1 protein-coding gene is annotated in these 557 nt (G+C 43.3%); it reads right to left on the reverse strand.

The annotated features are described in order from the left end of the window. On the reverse strand, positions 1–557 hold a 557-nt coding region (locus A3763_RS15095), incomplete at both ends, for a TonB-dependent receptor (RefSeq protein WP_156495108.1).

A 557-nucleotide genomic window follows, 5' to 3' on the forward strand; every position in this document is an offset into this window, starting at 1 on the left:
CACCAATATGCTCAAGCTCCAATGAAGTCGTCAAACCCTGCACCTTTTGAGGAGAATAGTTCAAACGTAAGTTAGCCAAACTGTTAGGCGCCTCAGCTTGCTCGTTATCGCCATAATCTTCATCGTTCACATACTCGTGCTCCGAGTAGCTATAAGCCAATCGTGCGGATAATTCCTCTGTTAAGGTCTGTAGTATTGATAACTCTGCCCCCTGATGCGTGGTCTCGCCACCATTTTCGTAGTAACGATCTCCATCAATGTTTTCTCGTCGAACAATTGAGTCATCAATCGTCATGTAATACAACGATAAATCGAGACGCTGATTTGTGGTTGCCAACTTATAACCCAGTTCATAGGTATCACTGACTTCCGGGTCTAAATCAAAATCAATATTGTCAGTTGTAAGCGCATACAAGCGAGAAGCTTGCGGTATTCGGAAACCGTTTGCATAGCGAACATAGATATTCTGACTATCATCAAGACGGAAACTAAAACTCAGTTTAGGACTTAAGTGATTGAATGAAGGGTCATTATCGCTCGATGCCCGCGCATAACTC

The organism is Oleiphilus sp. HI0128 (genome assembly GCF_001635365.1).